Raw genomic sequence first — 20732 nt, forward strand, 5'->3', positions numbered from 1 at the left:
AGTACAAAGTTCCTGTCGAAATACTATTTTTACAGCATGACAATTACAGATACACATACACACTTATATAGTGAAGCGTTTGATGAAGATAGAAATGAAATGATGCAACGTGCTATAAACAGTGGCGTTCGTAGGTTTTTTGTTCCAGCAATTGATTCAACATATACGGAAAGAATGTTTCAGCTTGAAAAGGACTATCCAAACGAAGTATTTCTTATGTCAGGATTGCATCCAACGCATGTAAAAGAAAATTACAAAGAAGAATTAGCGCATGTTGAAGCGTTACTTTTAGAACGAAAATATTATGCAGTTGGCGAAATCGGAATTGATTTATATTGGGATAAAACATTCTTAAAGCAACAACAAGAAGCATTTCAATACCAAATTCAACTCGCAAAAAAATATAAATTACCAATCGTAATTCATTGCCGAGATGCGTTTGATGAAGTTTTTGAAGTATTAGAAAAAGAAAAAAGTGAGTCGCTATTCGGAATCTTTCACTGTTTCACAGGAACAAAAGAACAGGCTGAAAAAGCAATTGGATACAATATGAAACTAGGAATTGGCGGAGTTGTTACGTTTAAAAACGGGAAAATAGACAAATTCCTAAATGAAATTCCATTAGAACATATCGTCTTAGAAACCGATTCACCTTATTTAGCACCAACGCCATACAGAGGAAAACGCAATGAAAGTAGTTATGTAATGAATGTGTTAGAAAAAGTATCAGAAATCTATCAATTGCCAGAAACAGAAATCGCTAGCGTAACCACGGAAAACTCAAAAGCTGTTTTTGGCGTTTAAAACTTTGAATAAAAGTTAAAAGTGATGAGTTAAAAGTGAAAAGTGAAAACGAATTATCGAAAAACAAATCAACAAAAAACAAATTAACAAAAGTTAAAAGTGAAAACGAATTATCGAAAAACAAATCAACAAATTAACAAAGGTTATAAGTTATAAGTTATGAGTTGAGAGTGAAAACAAATCAACAAAAAAGATAAAATTTCAATGCTAATTGATGAATTTTAAATTAAAAAGTTTTTTTTAGCAACAAGCAACAAGCAACAAGCAACAAGCAACAAGCAACAAGCAACAAGCAACAAGCAACAAGCAACAAGCAACAAGCAACAAGCAACAAGCAACAAGCAACAAGCAACAAGCAACAAGCAACAAGCAACAAGCAACAAGCAACAAGCAACAAGCAACAAGCAACAAGCAAAATGACACAACCCAACATATTACTCATATATACTGGTGGAACCATTGGAATGATCAAAGATTTTGAAACAGGAGCTTTGCGTGCTTTTGATTTTGATAAACTCTTAGAGCGTATTCCTGAACTTTCACATTTAGATTGTGACATTGAAACCGTAACCTTTGAAAAACCTATCGATTCCTCAGACATGAGTCCGAAATATTGGATACAAATGGCAACTATTGTTGAGGAAAACTACGATAAATTTGATGGTTTTGTTATTTTACACGGAAGTGACACTATGAGTTATTCGGCATCTGCATTGAGTTTTATGTTGGAAAATTTAGCAAAACCAGTCATATTTACGGGTTCACAATTACCAATTGGAGATTTGCGTACGGATGCAAAAGAAAACTTAATCACATCCATTCAGATTGCTTCTTTACAAGATAAACATGGAAATCCACAAATAACAGAAGTTGGACTCTATTTTGAATACAAATTGTACCGAGCCAATCGAACTACAAAAATAAATGCAGAACATTTTGAAGCTTTTAACTCTTTAAATTATCCGCCATTGGCAGAATCTGGTGTGCATTTAAAAATTTTTAAAGAAAATTTATGGCGTCCAACAAAAGGAAAAGCATTAAAAGTTTACAAAGAAATTGACAATAATATTGCATTAATTAAACTATTTCCTGGAATAACTCGAGCTAGTTTGGAAGGTTTTTTAGTTTCAAACACCATAAAAGCAATTATTTTAGAGACGTATGGAGCAGGAAATGCACCAACTGAAGCGTGGTTTTTAGGATTTTTACAAAAAATAAAGGAAAAAGGTATAATTATTGTGAATGTTACGCAGTGTTCCGGTGGTAAAGTTATTATGGGACAATATGAAACCAGTGTTGCGCTAAAAAACCTAGGGATTATAAGCGGTAAGGACATTACAACAGAAGCTGCTATTGCAAAAATAATGTATCTTTTGGGGCGAAAAATCAACAAAACTGAGTTCAAAATTAGGTTTGAAACAGAAATAAGAGGCGAAATGTCTTAAATATACTAAGATATATTTCAAAAACTAAAATATTTTTTGTTATTTGCTCAACTATAAAGAGAGGTGGCCGAGTGGTCGAAGGCGCACGCCTGGAAAGTGTGTATGCGGCAAAACCGTATCGAGGGTTCGAATCCCTTCCTCTCTGCATAATTTATTGTAAATAATTATAAATTTTTTATATCTTTAACCCGATTAACTAACAAAATTTAAGTTCAAAAGAAATGAAAAAAGGATTTTCTATTATGGCTGTAGCCATGTTAACGATTTTAAACGTAGGTGTTGCAACGGCACAAACTGCGACTGAAGCTGTACCAGAAGCTCAAGGTTTTCACCAAGTATTGAAAGAATACTTTATAAAAGGGGGGCCAGGATTCATGGGTATTGTATTGTTATGTCTTATTATAGGACTAGCAATATGTATCGAAAGAATCATTTATTTGAATATGGCTTCCACAAATAACAAACGATTATTATCTAATGTTGAGAATGCATTAGCAACTGGTGGTGTTGAAGCAGCGAAAGAAGTTGCAAGAAACACAAAAGGACCTGTTGCATCTATTTTCTATCAAGGATTAGATCGTATGGACGAAGGAGTTGACAATGCTGAAAAAGCTGTTGTTGCTTACGGAGGTGTACAAATGGGACAATTAGAAAGAAACGTATCATGGATTTCTTTATTCATCGCAATTGCGCCGATGTTAGGATTCATGGGAACAGTAATTGGTATGATTCAAGCCTTTGATAAAATTGCGGCTGTTGGATCATTAGATGCTTCCCTTATTGCGAGTTCTATTCAGGTAGCCTTATTAACAACCGTATTTGGTCTTATCGTGGGTATTATCCTTCAGATTTTCTATAACTATATTATTGCTAAGATTGATAGTATTGTAAACGATATGGAAGATTCATCTATTTCTTTAATAGATTTATTAGTTCGTTACAAAAAATAATACGGTCAAATCTTATAATAATATATCACTTATATGAAAGCTTTAAAAACAATATTAACAATTATGATTGCAGCTCTTGCCTTGGTAGGAATCGTATTCTATGTGTTAATTTTACTCGAAAAGAACCAAGGTGGTGGAATGATCATCTATGGAGAAATTTTAGTAGTAATTACCGCTGTAATCTCAGTATTCTTCGGACTCTCTAATTTAGCTACAAACCCAGACGCATTAAAGAAATCTGCAATTTCTTTAGCAGTATTTGCAATTGTTGCAATACTATCTTATGTTGCGGCTGGTGATAGCATGCTAGAAGTCGGAGATATTACAATAACAGAACAAACGTCTAAATTAGTTGGAACTGGTATTTACATGTTCTACCTTTTAGCAGCAATTGCTATTTTGGCAATGATTGGATTTGGAATCAAAAAATCACTTAATAAATAATTATGGGAAGAAGAAACATACCAGAAGTTAATGCAGGATCTATGGCAGATATTGCATTCCTACTTCTTATCTTTTTCTTAGTAACAACTACTTTTGAAGTAGACGCTGGTATCAACAGAAAGTTGCCGCCAATGCCACCTCCAGGAGTAATACCTCCAATAATCAAGCAGAAGAATTTATTCACTGTTCAAGTAAACAAGAACAATGATCTTTTGGTTGAGGAAGTGCCGATGGAATTAAAAGATTTGCGTGAAGCAACTATTAAATTCTTAGATAACGGTGGAGGAACTAACGAAAACGGTGAGCCATGTAATTACTGCAAAGGAGAAAGAAAAGATGATTCGTCAGATCATCCTAACAAAGCTATTATCTCAGTTAAAAATGACAGAGAAACAGAATATAAAACATTTATTTCTGTACAAAATGAGCTTGTAGGTGCTTACAATTTCTTAAGAAACAGAGAATCCATGAAAATTTATGGTAAAAAGTTTACCACTTTAGATTCATTGTTCAGTGATCCAAAACTAAAAGATAATTCTCCTGAAAAGATAGAATTAAATAAGAAAATAGAAAGGATTAAGGAAATGTATCCTCAGAAGATATCTGAAGCAGAAACTAATAATTAAAACTGTAGCTACTATGTCTAAATTTAAAAAGAAAAAAAGTGGTGAGTTACCACCAGTATCTACAGCAGCTTTGCCAGATATTGTTTTTATGTTATTATTTTTCTTCATGACGGTAACAACGTTTAAGAAAGATGATTACAAAGTAAGACAAGATTTCCCTCGTGCTGATCAAGTTCAGATATTAAACAAAGAGGATAAAGTAATCTACATTTATGCGGGAAAGCCAAGTGAGAGATACCAAGCTGAAGTAGGAACACAAGCAAAAATTCAGTTAAATGATAAATTTGCTGATGTTTCTGAAATCAAGGATTATTGGTTCAACGAAATCAATAACAATCCAAAGCTTGGACAGCAATTTCAAAATATTGCCATCACTGCTTTAAAAGTAGATGGTGAAACGAATATGGGTTTAGTCTCTGATATTAAACAACAACTTCGTGAAATAAATGCTTTAAAGATTAACTATACTACCAAAAAAGGGAAGTTTAGTGATAATTTAAAGTAATAGAAAATTTTAAATTTTATATTCAAAAAAGCACTCTTTCTAGAGTGCTTTTTTTGTATTATCTTGTTGATATAATTGTGCAAAAAACAAATTCTGAATCAATCATTTTGAAGTTTATTTGGTATAATACAAGAAACAGCATGAAACACATTGTCATAGGAATATTAGTATTCTTTTTTGGATTAAATTACGTGATTGCTCAAGAACAAGTTCGTGACACCATTGCTGATGAAAATTACAGAGAAGATCAGTTTTACATCGGAATTACCTATAATATTCTTCAAAATCGTCCGAGTGGAATTTCTCAAAACAATTTATCCAACGGAATACATTTAGGTGTTATTCGTGATTTTCCTATCAATAAGAAGCGTAACAAGGCAATCGGAATTGGTTTAGGTTATTCCTATAATTCATACTTTCACAACTTAAAAGCTACGAAAACTGACATTGGAATTACGTATGAAGCTATTGATAACGACGAAAGTTTCAAGCGAAACAAATACCGAACGCATGTTGTAGAGCTTCCCATAGAATATCGTTGGCGAACTTCTACAGCTTCTGATTATAAATTTTGGCGCATTTATGGAGGATTCAAAGTTGGATATATCTTTTCTGGAATTTCAAAATTTGTAGGTGATACCGAAAGGATTAGATTTCAAAATGATGATTTGAATCGACTTCAGTATGGGCTCACACTAAGCGCAGGTTATAATACATGGAATTTTCATGTCTATTACGGTTTAAATTCAATGTTTAAGAATAACACAATGACTGTTAGCGGTGAACAGTTTGATATGAATACAATTAAAGTTGGCTTAATGTTTTACATCTTATAACCAATCATACAATACCAATAATTGCGGAATCCAGCCAATAAAAAAGCCAATAATTAATTCTACAAACGTATGTGCTTTCAAGAATAAGCGAGAAGTTCCTACAAGTCCAATCATTAAAATAAGAATGCTCAAAGCAAAAGTAATGTTGATTTGATACGCAATACTCAAAACGATTAAAAACATTACCAATCCAGAAATTCCCATCATATGCATACTTGCTTTTACGCGAAATAAAACTAAAATAAGGCAAGCAATCGTAGCGATTAATGTTGCCAAAAAGAAATCATACAATTCTGCAAAAATAGATTTCGTAATCACTTTGGTGACAATCAGAAACAACACTAAAATATACACATAAAGCGGAATTCTACGTTGTTTTACATCTTTCACAAAAATAGAATCGATCATTTTAAATCGTTTCAACAAAATAAAAAGTAGTATTGGAATAAAAATGGTGAAAATTGAAGTCGTGATAATAACGTCAATTTTAAAATTAGGTTCGTACAATCGTGGCGTGACTAAAAAATAGCCAATTGTTGCCATTGCTGGAATAAAAATAGGGTGGAAGAGGTATGATATTACCTTGAAAAAAGTACGCATTTATATTTTCTTGCGTAATCGTGCCACAGGAATATCGAGTTGTTCTCTATATTTGGCAACAGTTCTACGTGCAATAGGATATCCTTTTTCCTTTAAAATAGTTGCTAACTTTTCATCGGTTAATGGTTTTTTCTTGCTTTCTTCTTCAATAACTGTTTCTAAAATCTTTTTAATTTCTCGTGTAGAAACATCTTCTCCTTGTTCATTTTTCATGGATTCAGAGAAAAATTCCTTAATCAATTTCGTTCCGTAAGGCGTATCCACATATTTACTATTGGCAACACGCGACACTGTAGAAACGTCCATATGAATCAAATCTGCGATATCTTTCAAAATCATCGGTTTCAACTTGCGTTCATCGCCTGTAAGGAAATATTCTTCTTGATAATGAAGAATGGCATTCATGGTAACTAAAAGCGTCTGTTGTCGTTGCTTAATCGCGTCAATAAACCATTTAGCAGCATCCAACTTCTGTTTAATGAACATCACGGCATCTTTCTGCGATTTCGTTTTCTCACGCGTATCTTTATAGCCTTTTAGCATCTCATTATAATCTCTAGAAACATGTAATTCAGGCGCATTTCTGCCATTCAAAGTCAGCTCCAACATGCCTTCCACAATACGAATGGCAAAGTCAGGAACAATATGCTCAATCATTTTTGTATTTCCAGCGTACGATCCGCCAGGTTTCGGATTCAAACGTTCTATTTCTAAAATTCCATCGCGCAATTCAACTTCAGTAATATCAAACTTTTGCAAAAGTTTCTTGTAATGTTTTTTGGTAAAATGCTCAAATGACTTATCTAAAATATTAATAGCAAGTTCAATAGAAGCAGTTGGTTCTTTCCTGCGCAATTGAATCAATAAACATTCTTGTAAATTTCGTGCGCCAACGCCAGCAGGATCCAAATCATGGACAATATTCAAAATTTTCGCTACGTTTTCGTCCGTTGTGGAAATATTTTGTGTAAACGCTAAATCATCTACAATATCTTCCAAAGGTCTACGGATATAGCCGCTTTCGTCTACACTTCCAATTAAAAATTCGGCAATTTCCCGATCTTCCTCAGAAAGTCGAAACGTATTCAATTGGGTTTTTAAATGCTGACCAAACGACGTTCCAGAAGCATACGGAACACTTTTTTCATCATCATCGGCGCTATAATTATTTGCTTGCAAACGGTAACTCGGAACTTCATCATCACTCAAATAATCATCTACATTAATATCATCTGCTGCAATCGTTTCGTTTTCAGTTCCATAATCGTCGTCATATTCATTTGACAAATCAGCATCATAATCTTCTTCTAATTCTTTTCCAGTATCCAACGCAGGATTTTCCTCCAACTCTTGTGACAGACGTTGTTCAAAAGCTTGTGTAGGCAATTGAATTAACTTCATCAACTGAATTTGTTGTGGAGATAATTTTTGAGATAACCTAAAATTTAATTGTTGTTTAAGCATATAATTTGGTTGGTTTCTTCAAAATCTGCCATTTTACGGTCATTTGTTTTGGTCTCAAAAACTAAAGTTTTCTTGTAAAACCGCTTTTGTAATTCAAATATAGAGTAACCTCGTTGGTGATTTTGTTTGGCATTGAATCAAAAACAATACCATAGTCATTAAAGATACTATGTTTTTTTTACAGATAGATTTTAATAACACACAAATATAAAAAACCTACCATGTTATTAGAAGCTGTAATGGAAAAATTAGTGATGCATTTGCAGAGTAGGTCGTACTTTTTCCCGTAGTTAGAAAATATAACAGCAGAAAATTCACTTTAACAACAAATGAATTTTAAAATGAATTGTACAAAATTTGAATTATATTTTTTTTTGGATGAAATAGAAATGAATTTCATCGGTCATTTTAAAGTTAATTTGGCATTACGCATTCCATAAAAAAAGCAGACGTTCATAAATGAAGTCTGCTTTAAGATGTAGTGTACTAAAATAAATTTAAAACGCTGCGTTTTTCGGTGTTCTAGGATAAGGAATTACATCTTTAATATTACTCATTCCTGTTGCAAACATAACCAAACGTTCAAAACCTAAACCGAAACCAGAATGCACAGCAGTTCCGTATTTACGAAGTTCTAAATACCACCAAAGTTCTTCTTCTGAAATATCTAAAGTAGCCATTTTCTTTTTCAATATATCTAAACGTTCTTCACGTTGCGCTCCACCAATAATTTCTCCAATTCCTGGAAATAAAACATCCATCGCGCGCACAGTTTTTTCGTCTTCGTTCAAACGCATGTAAAACGCTTTAATGTTTGCTGGATAATCAAATAAAATTACAGGACATTTAAAATGCTTTTCTACCAAGAAACGTTCGTGTTCACTTTGTAAATCTGATCCCCATTCGTTGATTAAATATTTGAATTTCTTCTTCTTATTTGGTTTCGAATCACGTAAAATATCAATTGCTTCCGTATAACTTACACGTTTGAAGTTGTTGTCAACCACAAAACGTAATTTCTCTGTCAAGGTCATTTCGCTCCGTTCGGCTTGTGGTTTTGACTTGTCTTCTTGAATCAAACGATCTTCTAAAAACTTTAAATCGTCCGGATTGTGTTCTAATATATAACTCAACACAGATTTCATAAAATCTTCTGCTAAGTCCATGTTTCCGCTTAAATCCATAAACGCAACTTCTGGCTCAATCATCCAAAATTCTGCCAAATGACGAGATGTGTTCGAGTTTTCTGCTCTAAACGTTGGTCCAAATGTATACACTTTTCCTAACGACATTGCGTAGGTTTCTGCTTCTAACTGTCCAGAAACCGTTAAGTTGGTTTCCTTTCCAAAGAAATCTTGCGAATAATCAACGTTTCCTTCTTCATCCAATGGCGGATTTTTAGGATCTAACGTCGTAACTCTAAACATTTCTCCAGCACCTTCTGCATCACTTCCAGTAATGAGTGGCGTATGCATATTATAAAATCCGTTCTCGTTAAAATATTTATGAACTGCAAAAGATAATGATGAACGCAAACGCATTACCGCGCTAAATGTATTTGTACGTGTGCGTAAATGTGCTTGCTCACGCAAAAACTCCAAACTGTGTTTTTTAGGCTGTAAAACTGTTTTTGATACTTCTTCTGGATCTGCATCTCCCAAAATAGTAATGTCAGTTACCTTAACTTCTACCTTTTGACCTTTTCCTTGACTTTCAATCAATTCTCCTTTAATAGAAACCGCAGCGCCTGTACCAATACGTTGTAAAGTATCCTCGTTTGTATTTTCAAAATCAACAACACATTGAATATTATTAATGGTAGAACCATCATTTAAAGCAATAAAACGATTTGCTCTAAAAGTTCGCACCCAACCTTTTACAATAATTTCTTGTACTAGCGTTTCTGAATTTAATAATTCAGCGACTGTGTATGATTTCATCTCTGTAATAATTTAGGCGACAAATATAGCTTATTAGTGAAAACTTATGAAATGAGCCACCACAATTTTTTGATGCTAACTTAAATGGTTATTAGAGAATTCAATCTGACAGAATTAATAAGTATAAAATAAACAGATGAATGGTTATGGAATAAAATTGAGCGCACATTTTGTAAGTAACGTGTGTTTTTTTGCTGTGAGAATTTGCTAAAGCGTATAAATACTTAGAAATAAAAGGGTATTACCCGATAAAAAGGGGATTTTTCCCCTTGTCTGAACGCTCAAACAAGACATATATTTGTCATGGCTATTAATCAATTGCAATCTTAATTTATCTTTAACGATAAGGAAATTAAGGTAGGTTTGGGGGAACCTAATAGAGTCTGAATGCTGTAACAACAGCTTCAGGCTTTATTTTTTTGTATCAATTCATTCTTCTTCTTGCGATGCGTCTACATTCTTCTTTAATCCGAAAAGTGATTTTTTCTCCTTTTTCTTCTTCTCAGGAAAGATTCTAAAGTTTGGTTCTTTTAATACACGTTTGTTTGCAATGCTTCTTTCTAGCGAAAGCAATAAGGAAGGTAATAATAATAAGTTTGCCAACATCGCAAAGAGTAATGTTGCAGAAACCAATCCGCCCAAAGCGACAGTTCCACCAAAACTAGAAATCATAAATACCGAGAATCCGAAGAATAATACAATAGATGTATAAAACATGCTGACACCAGTTTCACGCAAAGCTGCATAGACTGATTTTCGAATTTTCCAGTTATTACTCTGTAATTCTTGTCGGTATTTTGCTAAGAAATGGATCGTGTCATCCACAGAAATTCCAAAAGCAATACTAAATACTAAAATGGTAGATGGTTTAATAGGAACGCCCAAAAAACCCATCATTCCTGCAGTAATAAGTAATGGTAATAAGTTTGGAACTAACGAAATTAAAATCATTCGGAATGAACGAAATAAATACGCCATAAACAACGAAATTAAAAAGATGGCAAGCGATAACGACATGATTAAGTTATCAACCAAATATTTAGTTCCTTTCAAGAAAACCAATGCTTTTCCTGTCAAAGTAACGTCGTATTTATCTTTGAATGTGCTATCTATTTTAGTTCGTAATTCTTGTTCAATCCGCTCCATTTTATCCGTTCCAATATCTTTCATAAACGTGGTAATGCGCGCATACCTTCCGGTAGAATCTACAAAACTTGTAAGCAGATTAACATCAGATTTCGATTTTGCCACATACGTAGAAATGATAGCGTTTTCATTAGAAGCTGGCAATGTATAATTTTTAGGAAGTCCGCCAAAATAAGCTTGACGCGAATATTTTGCCAAACTTACAATAGACATTGGTTGCGACAACTCAGGCGTATCTACAATGAGTTGCTCAAGCTGATCCATACGTTTGAGCGTCGGAAGTTTTAGGACACCATTTTTACGTTTGGTATCCACCAATATTTCTAGTGGCATAATGCCGTCAAATTCTTCTTCAAAGAAACGAATGTCCTGAAAAAAATCGGCGCGTTGTGGCATATCTTCAATCAAACTTCCTGAAATACGAATTTGACAGATTCCGATAATACTCAATATTAACAAACTTGCAGAAGCAATGTAAACTCCTTTTCTGTGATTTCGCACCGTTTGTTCCATCCAATTCACAAAACCACCAATCCAACGTTTGTTTAGATGATTTAAGTGTTTTTCTTTCGGCAACGACATGTAACTATAAATAATCGGAATGATTAATAGCGACAGTATAAATATGGCAATGATATTGATAGAAGCTACAATACCAAATTCTTTTAGAAGTTTGCTTTTTGTAATGATAAACGTTGCAAAACCAGCCGCAGTTGTCACATTTGTCATGAGCGTTGCATTTCCGATTTTCGAAATTACACGTTGTAACGACTTGGCTTGATTTCCGTGTTTTTTTATTTCTTGTTGATATTTGTTGATGAAAAATATGCAGTTCGGAATTCCAATAACAATAATTAACGGAGGAATTAATGCCGTTAATACGGTGATTTCGTAATGCAATAATCCTAAAATTCCAAAAGCCCACATAACACCAATAATCACGACAACCATTGAAATAAATGTGGCGCGAAACGAGCGAAAGAAAAAGAAAAATATGAGACTCGTAATGAATAAAGCCGCGCCAATAAACAAACTGATCTCGTCTACAATGTTTTGCGAATTTAAAGTTCGGATATATGGCATTCCAGAAACGCGCAAATCAAGTCCTGTTTCTTTTTCAAATGCAGCAATTATTGGAAGGACTTCATCATAGATAAAATCTTTCCGAACAATAGTATTTACAATTTCTTTGTCAAGATAAACCGCCGTTCGGATAGTTCCTTCGTCATTGAATAATAGACTTTTATAAAACGGTAAATTTTTGAAGAGTTCGTTTTTAATTTCGTCAACTTCTGCTTGCGTTGCGACTTCGCCTGTGACTAAATTTTCTAAATCAAAACGTTGATTTTCTTCGTCTTTAATAAGTTTTTTTAGATTTTCGGTAGAGATTACTGAAGCAACTTCAGGTTTAGCGTTGAACTGTTTGCTAAGTCGATTCCAGGCATTAAAATTTTCAGGTGTAAATACAGCACTGTCTTTTACAGCAAGAATGATTAGGTTTCCTTCTTCCCCAAAAATATTAAGAAATTTGATGTATTCAACATTAACAGGATGATTGTCTGGCAACAGATTGGCTTCTGTATAGGAAAAGCGCATGTTTTTCCATTGCATACCCAAAAAGACAGTCATGGCAGCGATTAGCAGTAGAATTATAATTCTATTTCTAAGAATTAATCTAGCTACAATTCCCCAAAACTGTGTATTTATCCATTTAATCATTATTCCGTTTTTGCAGTGCAAATTTAAGAAAAACCAATGAAGTCAGGCTTAAAAACCTAAATTAAAATAAAAGGTGAATTTAAAGGAAAGGTTATCTTCAAATTGTGGCAAACTGTAAGCTCCGTATCGATACATAAAGCTTAAACCAAATCCTTTGAAGAGTTTATTGATTTCGAATCCAGATTCAGAATATCCATGTTTTAAGGAACTGAATTGTTGTCCTAAGTGACGATCAATGTTTTCTGCATCACCAATGGCAAATCTGGAAATTAAGATCAATTCAGGACGGAATTTTGCAGTAATTTTAAATGGTTTGAATTGATGTTTTGCTTGAAGTGTGACGAATTTGTCAGAGAAAAATTCGTTGAAATACATCGTTTCAAAACTGTTTCTTCCCGCAATTGAAAAACGTTGTAATACTTCGTCTTTATTAGGATTATTTGGTGAAGTGTGATATAAATGTGAGATTGGAATATCGCCAAAACCCAATCCACCTTTTACTAAAAATGAAGTAACGCCTTTGCCAATTGGGCTGATTTCATGCGCTATTCTCAAATCTAACTTTGTAAAATTAAAATCTCCACCAAAAAAAGTATTGATACTTTGTGTTGCCTGAAACGCAAATTGTGGAAAACCACTTTTGATTTCCGTACGTCCGTGACGCGTTTGCATGTATTCACTAAATGGATTCCATTGTACCGAAAAGATTGCTTCTGTAATATCATACGCACTGAAAACGTCGCCATTATTCACAAAACCATAATCGTAAGTAGATGCTATATTACTTTTTGAAAGCATCAAATTTGCTTGCATTTTTGCTGTAATTTGATGTTCTAAGTTTACCGTTAAGCGTTTGGTTTCATAAAATAAATCAATATTGAATAATCGCGGTTCGAACAATGAAAAAGCACGTCTATCTGTGATAAATCGGGAACTTCCAGTTTCTACCAAATCATCGGTATACGACATACCAAACCAAGTTTCCGTACGTTTGTCTAATCGTGCTGCGCCGCCAAAACCAAATTTAAAATCTTTATCACGTGTTCCATAAACTCCGTAACCATTTAATTTATATTTGGTAGAAAAGTTTGCGCTTGTAACGCCACCAAGTCCTAATCGGAACGCTTCGTAATTGTTATATTTTAATAAATAGCGTAAATCTAAATCGATATATTTTGTTGGATAATATCCGCGAAGTAATTTACGAGCTAAGTAAATATCTTTTTCTACACCATCTTTTGCAACAACACTATCAAGGACAACATAGGTTTCTTTTCCGCGTTGCGTGATGCTATCCGTACGAAATTGATTCCAATACATTTCGTCTCTGTTGTGTGCTTTTTCATCAATTTCAATTGCCAATCCGCGACCTCTAATTTTTACAGGTTCGTTAATAGATAAATCAAAATTTTGTGTTTTTGAACTTAAGAAAATAAAATCGCTTACTTTTTGTTCATTGCTTCGAACTGTTGTTGTGCTGTCTTGTGGCTTTTCACGCTGTACATTTACGGTTGCGCCAAAGAGCGATACAGAATCGTCCGTTTTTCCTTTTTGAATTTGAATTTCTTTATCTGTTGGAAACCAAACTTCAAATGTTTTATTATAGTCAAAGTTTTGGACAGCTTTGATGTCAATCACACCTTTTATTTCGGCAATTCCTTTTTGCAATGCGTATGATTCTCTATCAATATAAAGAATACCTTCCAAGCCAGAAGTTTTTCCTTTCTTTTTTGGATTGTAATAAATCATGTACGATTCGCGCCCACTATTGATTACGGTATCAAGTATTTTATAATTGTATTTTGATAAAGCATTATTTGCTAATGGACTTGCATATGAAGTTCCAAAAAGTTCGTATTGATTTTGGTAAAAAGAGAACGACTGAATTTTGATGCCAAGTATTTCGTAAATCGGTTCTTTAAAACCTGCCATGCGTGTTGCCAAAACTTTTTCGCGCTTTCCTTTGGAAGAACTATATGAAACTTCACTGACTTTTTCCGTCAAGTAAATGTGGCTTCGCATCATGTCTTTTTTGAAACTGTAATTGGATGAATCTATTTCTTTAAAGACTAATTTTCCATCTTTTTTTGTGAAGATAGAATCGAGCTGTCCATTGATAGAATCTGGATTTGCAGTAACTAAAAGTTTGTTGTATGAATTTAGTTTGAACGAATTTAGCTTGCGTTCAGGATCGTTTTCTTTTTTACGATCAATAGCATCGCGTATAATTTGCAATGCAGGATTTTCCTTGTTGTATAAAACAACGGCATCTAATGATTCTTGAGAAAGTTCTAATTGTATTTTAAAATAGGTTGTATTTTTTTCTATAGGAATAGTTACTGTTTTGTAACCGATGTATGAAATGCGAATAGATGTGATTTCGCTTTTTAAATATATGGTAAACTTTCCTTCCGCATCTGTAATTGTGCCTTTGGTTGGAGAAATATAAATGTTAGCAAATGGTAATGATTCTTTGGATTGTTTATCGGTTACAACTCCCGAAATTTTTTGTTGCGCAAATGCAGCAATTGAAGTGAGTAGTAAAATAAAAATCAATACTGATTTTTTCATCTGTTATGGTATGTTTTCAGAGATCAGATGGAATGATTCCTGATGTGTCTTTTAATCTTCGTCGATAATTACTTCCGTTGATTACATTGTTTTTTACACTGTATTTGCACGGAGCTATTTGTATAACGAATAATATAGCATAATGTTACAAAAAATAAAGCGACCACTGGCCGCTATATTCTTAGTTTATTATAAGTTTAACGTTTTTTAAACCGTCATAATTTCTCTTTCTTTAATGACTAAAACGTCATCTATCTTTTGAGTGTAGCTATCTGTTAATACTTGTACATCGATTTCTGCATTTTTCTTTGCATCATCAGAAACATCTAACTTTTTGATTTCTCTATTTGCTTCTTGTCTAGCATTTCTGATTCCAACTTTGGCATCTTCACCTTCACCTTTAGACTGTTTTGCTAAATCTCTACGACGTTCTTCAGTTAATGCTGGCACGTTGATAATTACCGATTCCCCATTATTCATAGGATTAAATCCAAGATTTGCTAACATAATTCCTCTTTCAATTTCTTGAATCATACTTTTTTCCCAAGGTTGAATGGTAATTGTACGTGCATCGGTACTATTTACGTTTGCAACTTGCGATAATGGAGTTTGTGAACCATAATAATCGACCATAACATTAGAAAGCATTGCAGGAGAAGCTTTTCCTGCTCTAATACCCAATAATTGCTTTGATAAGTGTGCAATAGCATGATCCATTGATTCTTTTGTGGTGTCTATGATAAATTTAATGTCTTCGTTCATACTGTTTAAAATTATTAATGAAAGCGATTTACTACTTTCTAAATCATTACTAATTTAAAATATTTTTTTGTTATTGTTCGAATAAAATCAAAAATCAAGCCAAATTTTATATTATAAGTTGACTTTAGTCCCAATATTTTCTCCTAAAACTACTTTGAGTAAATTTCCACGTGTATTCATATCAAACACAATAATTGGCAATTCATTTTCTTGACTCAGCGTAAAAGCAGTTGTGTCCATCACTTTTAATCCTTGCTTTAAAACTTCATCAAAAGAAATATAATCAAACTTTACAGCTTCCGTGTTCTTTTCAGGATCTTTATCGTAAATTCCATCTACACGAGTTCCTTTCAAAATTACATCTGCATGCACTTCAATAGCACGTAATACAGCGGCAGAATCCGTAGTAAAATATGGATTCCCAGTTCCTGCACCAAAAATAACAACACGTCCTTTTTCTAAATGACGAATCGCTTTTCGTTTAATATAAGGTTCAGCTACTTCTTTAATTTCTAAAGCTGTTAACAAGCGTGTATGTACATCTGCGTCTTCCAACGCACTTTGTAATGCCAAACCGTTAATAACAGTTGCGAGCATTCCCATGTGATCTCCTTGTACTCTGTCCATGCCATTACTGGCACCAGCAACACCTCTAAAAATATTTCCACCACCGATAACAATGGCAACTTCGATTCCTAGCTCGACTACTTCTTTAATTTCTTTCGCGTATATGGCTAAACGTTTTGGATCAATTCCATATTGTCTATCACCCATGAGCGCTTCGCCTGATAATTTGAGTAAAATTCTTTTGTATTGCATTGTTTGTTGTGATGAGTTTTGCAAATATAGCAAATAATGAAGTGTACAAAAATGTTTTTAGTTGTAAGTATGATTAATCACAAATAATCATTCACAATAAAAAGGGAAGAATCACTCGAAAAGATTAAAAAGAACAAGCATGCCTTTTTTATACAATTATACAGCCTTTTGCGGATTACCGTAATTATATGTAAAAATTATGATTTACTTTAGTTGTAATACACTTACAAAAGTAAGATATTTTATATGTTTATAAATCCAAAAGCTTTAATTATGAGAAAATTACATCTATTATTAATTTTTACTACAATATTTTTTGTTGCTTGTAGTAATGATACGGAAAATCTAACAAATGATACACTTCAGCCTCTTAACTTTTCTTTATTATCTCCAGATAAAGTTTCGATTGCAAATTCAGTTGAAGAATTAAATGATAGAATTACGAATCAAAAAGGAACTATTATTGATATCGTATATGAAAAGGCAACAGATCAATCGATTGTTGCAACGATACATTATGAGTTAGAAGGTTTTGAATTTGCTATATTATTTGTGCGCGGTATTACAGATTTCAAATTTGAGAAAGATACCGTGATTAAGTTTGAGCAAGACACTGAAATTTCCAAATCTACAAATCAAGACGATATATACATTTCATGCTCAGGTGGCAATTGCTGCTATCCAAGCGGAACCTATAATCCTAATAACGGAGCAATCACTACTTCTTGCAAATGTGAAGGTGGTAATAATTCTGTTTGTGTAATGAGGATTAGTAAAAAAGCTCCAGAAGTAACGCCGAATTAATTGCTGCTTGTATATTAAAAACACAAAAAAGGCTCGTCAAATTGACAAGCCTTTTTATATACTTATAACTCCGAAGAGTAAATTTGTTTATCCTAAAGATACACGTTTGAAACCTGTTACAGCAACGTCTCCGTAAGAAGCAACATATTTAGCAACCGTAGACTTTTCATCTTTGATAAAGTTTTGGTCTAATAAACATTGCTCTTGATCTAACGTAGTGTTATCTGAAATAAATCTTTCCATTTTACCTGGTAAGATACGATCCCAAATTTTCTCTGGTTTTCCTTCAGCAGCTAATTCCGCTTTTGCATCCGCTTCTGCTTTTGCTAAAACTTCGTCGCTTAACTGAGACATAGAGATATATTGAGGAACATTTTTCAATGTTTTCCCTAAACGTACTAATTCTTCGTTATCTTTTTCAATTGCAGCAATTCTCGCTTCTGTTTCAGATGCAACAAAAGCAGGATCGAAATCTTTGTAAGATAATGTAGTTGCTCCCATAGAAGCAACTTGCATAGCAACATCTTTAGCTAAGGCTTCAATGTTATCAACTTTTGCAGAAAATCCTACAACAGCAGCAATTTTATTGATGTGTACATATGATCCAACATAAGCAGCTTCGATTTTTTCAAAAGCATTTATCTCAATTTTCTCACCAATAACACCAGTTTGCTCAATTAATTTTTCAGCAACAGTCATTCCACCGAAATCAGCAGCTAAAAATTCTTCTTTTGTATTATGCTCAATAGCTAAGTCTGCTAATTCTTTTCCTAAGGCAACAAAACTATCGTTTTTACCAACGAAATCAGTTTCACATCCTACAACAATTGCAACACCTGTAGTATTGTCTGCATTTACTTTTGCAACAGCAACACCTTCACTTGATTCACGATCTGCTCTTTTAGCAGCAACTTTTTGACCTTTCTTACGAAGAATGTCAATTGCTTTATCGAAATCACCTTCAGCTTCTACTAATGCCTTTTTGCAGTCCATCATTCCTGCACCTGTAGTTTTTCTTAATTTACCTACTTCTGCGGCTGTAATTTTTGCCATTTTATGTTTGTTTTAATGTTCATACGCTAATTCAGTATTTTCAAAATCAACAGTAAAACCGCTTATTTCTTTTTATTGAATTAACGTATCAACGTTAAATAATAATTATTTTTTATCTTCTTCTTTTGCTGGAGCTTCCTTTTCAGCTTTTGGAGCAGCAACTTCAGTTTCAGCTGGAGTTTCTTTAGCTTCTGCCTTTACTTCAGGTTTTGCTTCTGCTTCAGTTTTAGCTGTAACTTCTTTGGTTTCTGCCTTTACTTCAGGTTTAGCCGGAGCTTCTTTAGTTTCAGCTTTTGCTTCAGGTTTCGCTTCTGCCTTTGGAGCAGCAGCTACTTCTTTTTCAACTTTTTTAGCATCTTTTTCAGCTTTTCTCTCAGATAAACCTTCGATAACTGCATCAGTAACGTGCGTTAAAATGTTCTCGATCGATTTTGAAGCATCATCATTTGCAGGAATTACATAATCTACCTCTCTTGGGTCAGAATTTGTATCAACCATTGCAAAAATTGGAATGTTTAATTTCTGAGCTTCTTTGATTGCGATGTGTTCACGTTTGATATCAACTATGAATAATGCACCTGGAAGACGCGTCATATCGTTGATAGAACCTAAGTTTTTTTCTAATTTTGCTCTTAAACGATCAACCTGTAAACGTTCTTTCTTAGATAAAGTAAGGAACGTTCCATCTTTCTTCATTCGGTCAATAGTAGCCATTTTTTTAACGGCTTTTCTGATCGTTACAAAGTTAGTTAACATTCCACCTGGCCATCTTTCAGTGATGTACGGCATGTTAGCTTTCCCTGCTTTTTCAGCAACAATGTCTTTTGCTTGTTTTTTCGTAGCTACGAAAAGTATTTTTCTACCAGATGCTGCAATTTTTCTTAAAGCTTCATTAGCTTCCTCAATTTTAGCAACAGTCTTGTATAAGTTGATAATGTGGATTCCATTGCGCTCCATGTAGATGTACGGCGCCATGTTTGGATCCCATTTTCTTGTCAAGTGTCCAAAGTGTACACCTGCTTCAAGTAAGTCTTTAACTTCTATGTTATTTGCCATTTTTGTAAATAGTTTACGTTCGTTGAATTAGCAATAGATGAGTAGCAATTTGCATTGGTCTTATCTATTTAGATGCTAAACTAATTTCCGCTGTATGCGAAACAACGACAACATTATTTTAATTTCAATAATAAATGAACTGTACGTTTTTTTCGAAAAACGACAAAAATTAACGTTTCGAGAACTGGAATTTCTTACGAGCTTTCTTCTGTCCAAATTTCTTACGTTCAACCATTCTTGGATCTCTTGTAAGTAATCCTTCTGGTTTAAGTGCCAATCTGTTTTCAGGATCAATCTCGCATAATACTCTTGAGATTGCCAAACGAACAGCTTCTGCTTGTCCAGTAGATCCACCACCAAATACATTTACTTTTACATCGTAAGCATCAACTGTTTCTGTTAAAGCGAACGGTTGTTTTACTTTGTACTGTAATGTTGGTGTTGGGAAATACGTTTCAAACGATTTCTTGTTTACGGTAATGTTCCCAGTTCCTGGAGAAACATATACACGAGCAACAGCCGTCTTTCTACGACCAATTTTGTGAATAACTTCCATGTTACATTAAATCATTTAAGTTAATAGTTGTTGGCTTTTGCGCATCTTGATCGTGCTTTGGTCCAACATAAACTTTTAGGTTACGGAATAATGCGCTACCCAATTTGTTTTTTGGTAACATTCCTTTAACTGATTTTTCCACTAATTTTGCTGGGTCTTTGTCATAAAGTTCCGTAGCTGTTAGTGATCTTTGACCACCTGGATAACCTGTGTGACGAATATAAGATTTGTCAGTCCACTTGTTTCCAGTTAAGATGATTTTCTCCGCATTGATAATAACAACATTATCTCCGCAATCAGCATGTGGTGTAAAGCTAGGCTTGTACTTACCTCTAAGTAGTTTTGCTACCTTAGAAGCCATACGCCCTAGCGTTAGTCCTTCAGCATCAACCAAAACCCATTGCTTATCTGCAGTAGCTTTGTTCGCTGAAATTGTTTTGTAGCTTAATGTGTCCACACTAAATTTATTTAATTATTAAACATTCCTATCTCTTAAAAAGAGTCTGCAAAGGTAAGATTTATTATTTAGATAACAAATACATTGGGAAGAATCCTGAAATTAGATAAACGTATTGGTTTTCAATATTTTAAAAAATGTCTCAAAAAAGCAATTTTACTACTATCTTTATCGA

Annotated in this window: 19 protein-coding genes and 1 tRNA gene; 9 read left to right on the forward strand and 11 right to left on the reverse strand. The window is 33.6% G+C overall.

From position 1 onward, the window contains the following. Positions 1–36: 36 nt before the first annotated feature. From IMCC3317_RS16835 to IMCC3317_RS16870, 8 genes are all read left to right on the forward strand, one after another. Entirely contained in the window at positions 37–804 is a 768-nt protein-coding gene (locus tag IMCC3317_RS16835; protein ID WP_160130652.1) for a TatD family hydrolase, read from the forward strand. 416 nt (positions 805–1220) lie between these two features. Next, complete coding sequence (locus tag IMCC3317_RS16840) at positions 1221–2249, forward strand: asparaginase (RefSeq protein WP_160130653.1); 1029 nt, start codon at positions 1221–1223, stop codon at positions 2247–2249. Positions 2250–2306: 57 nt separating this feature from the next. After that, positions 2307–2394 (forward strand) — tRNA-Ser (locus IMCC3317_RS16845). Between the two features lie 76 nt (positions 2395–2470). After that, positions 2471–3199, forward strand: a complete 729-nt coding sequence (locus IMCC3317_RS16850; protein ID WP_160130654.1) for a MotA/TolQ/ExbB proton channel family protein — start codon at positions 2471–2473, stop codon at positions 3197–3199. 33 nt (positions 3200–3232) lie between these two features. Beyond that, positions 3233–3643 (forward strand): hypothetical protein, encoded by a 411-nt coding sequence (locus IMCC3317_RS16855; protein ID WP_160130655.1) that lies wholly within the window; start codon positions 3233–3235, stop codon positions 3641–3643. A 2-nt stretch (positions 3644–3645) separates the two neighbouring features. Continuing rightward, a complete protein-coding gene (locus IMCC3317_RS16860) occupies positions 3646–4269 on the forward strand; it encodes an ExbD/TolR family protein (protein WP_160130656.1) in 624 nt (207 codons plus the stop codon). A 13-nt stretch (positions 4270–4282) separates the two neighbouring features. Continuing rightward, on the forward strand, positions 4283–4774 hold the full coding sequence (locus IMCC3317_RS16865) for an ExbD/TolR family protein (RefSeq protein ID WP_160130657.1): 492 nt from the start codon (positions 4283–4285) through the stop codon (positions 4772–4774). 140 nt (positions 4775–4914) lie between these two features. Beyond that, positions 4915–5610 (forward strand): porin family protein, encoded by a 696-nt coding sequence (locus IMCC3317_RS16870; protein ID WP_160130658.1) that lies wholly within the window; start codon positions 4915–4917, stop codon positions 5608–5610. Here IMCC3317_RS16870 and IMCC3317_RS16875 read toward each other — a convergent pair. The 7 genes from IMCC3317_RS16875 to pyrH all read right to left on the reverse strand — a co-directional run bounded on the left by IMCC3317_RS16875 (position 5605) and on the right by pyrH (position 16631). After that, positions 5605–6210: a hypothetical protein gene (locus IMCC3317_RS16875; RefSeq protein WP_160130659.1), complete on the reverse strand. Its 606-nt coding sequence runs from the start codon at positions 6208–6210 to the stop codon at positions 5605–5607. The genes IMCC3317_RS16870 and IMCC3317_RS16875 overlap by 6 nt on opposite strands. Then, positions 6211–7674 (reverse strand): RNA polymerase factor sigma-54, encoded by a 1464-nt coding sequence (gene rpoN / locus IMCC3317_RS16880; protein ID WP_160130660.1) that lies wholly within the window; start codon positions 7672–7674, stop codon positions 6211–6213. Between the two features lie 497 nt (positions 7675–8171). Then, complete coding sequence (gene asnS / locus IMCC3317_RS16885) at positions 8172–9614, reverse strand: asparagine--tRNA ligase (RefSeq protein ID WP_160130661.1); 1443 nt, start codon at positions 9612–9614, stop codon at positions 8172–8174. A 429-nt stretch (positions 9615–10043) separates the two neighbouring features. Then, positions 10044–12479, reverse strand: a complete 2436-nt coding sequence (locus tag IMCC3317_RS16890) for an efflux RND transporter permease subunit (protein ID WP_160130662.1) — start codon at positions 12477–12479, stop codon at positions 10044–10046. Between the two features lie 48 nt (positions 12480–12527). Next, the gene (locus IMCC3317_RS16895) at positions 12528–15050 is read right to left on the reverse strand and encodes a DUF5686 and carboxypeptidase-like regulatory domain-containing protein (protein ID WP_160130663.1); all 2523 of its coding nucleotides are present in this window, start codon (positions 15048–15050) and stop codon (positions 12528–12530) included. Positions 15051–15257: 207 nt separating this feature from the next. Beyond that, positions 15258–15812: a ribosome recycling factor gene (frr, locus tag IMCC3317_RS16900; protein WP_160130664.1), complete on the reverse strand. Its 555-nt coding sequence runs from the start codon at positions 15810–15812 to the stop codon at positions 15258–15260. Between the two features lie 111 nt (positions 15813–15923). Beyond that, a complete protein-coding gene (pyrH, locus tag IMCC3317_RS16905) occupies positions 15924–16631 on the reverse strand; it encodes a UMP kinase (RefSeq protein ID WP_160130665.1) in 708 nt (235 codons plus the stop codon). 273 nt (positions 16632–16904) lie between these two features. Here pyrH and IMCC3317_RS16910 point away from each other — a divergent pair, with 273 nt between their 5' ends. Then, positions 16905–17435: a hypothetical protein gene (locus tag IMCC3317_RS16910; protein ID WP_160130666.1), complete on the forward strand. Its 531-nt coding sequence runs from the start codon at positions 16905–16907 to the stop codon at positions 17433–17435. A gap of 87 nt (positions 17436–17522) precedes the next feature. Here IMCC3317_RS16910 and tsf read toward each other — a convergent pair whose 3' ends face one another. The 4 genes from tsf to rplM form a co-directional block, all read right to left on the reverse strand. Next, the gene (gene tsf / locus IMCC3317_RS16915) at positions 17523–18488 is read right to left on the reverse strand and encodes a translation elongation factor Ts (RefSeq protein WP_160130667.1); all 966 of its coding nucleotides are present in this window, start codon (positions 18486–18488) and stop codon (positions 17523–17525) included. 105 nt (positions 18489–18593) lie between these two features. Beyond that, positions 18594–19544 (reverse strand): 30S ribosomal protein S2, encoded by a 951-nt coding sequence (rpsB, locus tag IMCC3317_RS16920; protein ID WP_160130668.1) that lies wholly within the window; start codon positions 19542–19544, stop codon positions 18594–18596. A 169-nt stretch (positions 19545–19713) separates the two neighbouring features. Next, positions 19714–20100, reverse strand: a complete 387-nt coding sequence (gene rpsI, locus IMCC3317_RS16925; protein WP_160130669.1) for a 30S ribosomal protein S9 — start codon at positions 20098–20100, stop codon at positions 19714–19716. Position 20101: 1 nt separating this feature from the next. Further along, positions 20102–20557, reverse strand: a complete 456-nt coding sequence (gene rplM / locus IMCC3317_RS16930; protein WP_160130670.1) for a 50S ribosomal protein L13 — start codon at positions 20555–20557, stop codon at positions 20102–20104. Positions 20558–20732 lie beyond the last annotated feature (175 nt).

Origin of the sequence: Kordia antarctica (assembly GCF_009901525.1) — a bacterium.
GTDB classification, from domain to species: Bacteria; Bacteroidota; Bacteroidia; order Flavobacteriales; family Flavobacteriaceae; genus Kordia; species Kordia antarctica.

What these genes read in the sequence shown, in the direction of transcription:
- IMCC3317_RS16835 (WP_160130652.1), top strand. Translation starts at nt 37, where the DNA reads ATGACAATTACAGATACACATACACACTTATATAGTGAAGCGTTTGAT.
- IMCC3317_RS16840 (WP_160130653.1), top strand. Translation starts at nt 1,221, where the DNA reads ATGACACAACCCAACATATTACTCATATATACTGGTGGAACCATTGGA.
- IMCC3317_RS16850 (WP_160130654.1), top strand. Translation starts at nt 2,471, where the DNA reads ATGAAAAAAGGATTTTCTATTATGGCTGTAGCCATGTTAACGATTTTA.
- IMCC3317_RS16855 (WP_160130655.1), top strand. Translation starts at nt 3,233, where the DNA reads ATGAAAGCTTTAAAAACAATATTAACAATTATGATTGCAGCTCTTGCC.
- IMCC3317_RS16860 (WP_160130656.1), top strand. Translation starts at nt 3,646, where the DNA reads ATGGGAAGAAGAAACATACCAGAAGTTAATGCAGGATCTATGGCAGAT.
- IMCC3317_RS16865 (WP_160130657.1), top strand. Translation starts at nt 4,283, where the DNA reads ATGTCTAAATTTAAAAAGAAAAAAAGTGGTGAGTTACCACCAGTATCT.
- IMCC3317_RS16870 (WP_160130658.1), top strand. Translation starts at nt 4,915, where the DNA reads ATGAAACACATTGTCATAGGAATATTAGTATTCTTTTTTGGATTAAAT.
- IMCC3317_RS16875 (WP_160130659.1), bottom strand. Translation starts at nt 6,210, where the DNA reads ATGCGTACTTTTTTCAAGGTAATATCATACCTCTTCCACCCTATTTTT.
- rpoN (WP_160130660.1), bottom strand. Translation starts at nt 7,674, where the DNA reads ATGCTTAAACAACAATTAAATTTTAGGTTATCTCAAAAATTATCTCCA.
- asnS (WP_160130661.1), bottom strand. Translation starts at nt 9,614, where the DNA reads ATGAAATCATACACAGTCGCTGAATTATTAAATTCAGAAACGCTAGTA.
- IMCC3317_RS16890 (WP_160130662.1), bottom strand. Translation starts at nt 12,479, where the DNA reads ATGATTAAATGGATAAATACACAGTTTTGGGGAATTGTAGCTAGATTA.
- IMCC3317_RS16895 (WP_160130663.1), bottom strand. Translation starts at nt 15,050, where the DNA reads ATGAAAAAATCAGTATTGATTTTTATTTTACTACTCACTTCAATTGCT.
- frr (WP_160130664.1), bottom strand. Translation starts at nt 15,812, where the DNA reads ATGAACGAAGACATTAAATTTATCATAGACACCACAAAAGAATCAATG.
- pyrH (WP_160130665.1), bottom strand. Translation starts at nt 16,631, where the DNA reads ATGCAATACAAAAGAATTTTACTCAAATTATCAGGCGAAGCGCTCATG.
- IMCC3317_RS16910 (WP_160130666.1), top strand. Translation starts at nt 16,905, where the DNA reads ATGAGAAAATTACATCTATTATTAATTTTTACTACAATATTTTTTGTT.
- tsf (WP_160130667.1), bottom strand. Translation starts at nt 18,488, where the DNA reads ATGGCAAAAATTACAGCCGCAGAAGTAGGTAAATTAAGAAAAACTACA.
- rpsB (WP_160130668.1), bottom strand. Translation starts at nt 19,544, where the DNA reads ATGGCAAATAACATAGAAGTTAAAGACTTACTTGAAGCAGGTGTACAC.
- rpsI (WP_160130669.1), bottom strand. Translation starts at nt 20,100, where the DNA reads ATGGAAGTTATTCACAAAATTGGTCGTAGAAAGACGGCTGTTGCTCGT.